The organism is Pseudomonas sp. 14A (assembly GCF_018132745.1).
Lineage (GTDB): Bacteria > Pseudomonadota > Gammaproteobacteria > Pseudomonadales > Pseudomonadaceae > Aquipseudomonas > Aquipseudomonas mercuritolerans.
Map to the genome: position 1 here is coordinate 1 of NZ_JAGRQJ010000038.1, position 267 is coordinate 267.

The window sequence follows — 267 nt, forward strand, 5'->3', positions numbered from 1 at the left end:
GTGTCGTACTCCTCCTGCGTGAGGCCGGAGTAGGCGGCGAGGATCACGTCGGGCTCGGTGTCGGCGACGGCCTCGTAGTCGATGCCGTCCGTCTCATCGAACAGCACGGGGGTCTCGGCCCCCAGCTCGTCGAGCTTCTCCTCGACCCAGGGCAGCACGCCGTTGTCGTCGTCATCTCCCCAGGTGGCCTTGCTCATGCCGACGGGCACGATGCCCAGATCGGAAGGGCGGCGGGGAGGGACAGGGTGAAGAGCGCGGTGGGCGCGG

At 69.3% G+C, this 267-nt stretch carries 1 pseudogene; it reads right to left on the minus strand.

Annotation, left to right across the window (positions count from 1 at the left end):
- Positions 1–197 (minus strand): annotated as a pseudogene (locus tag PS14A_RS26535) (iron-siderophore ABC transporter substrate-binding protein); the annotation flags it as partial.
- Positions 198–267: the final 70 nt, after the last annotated feature.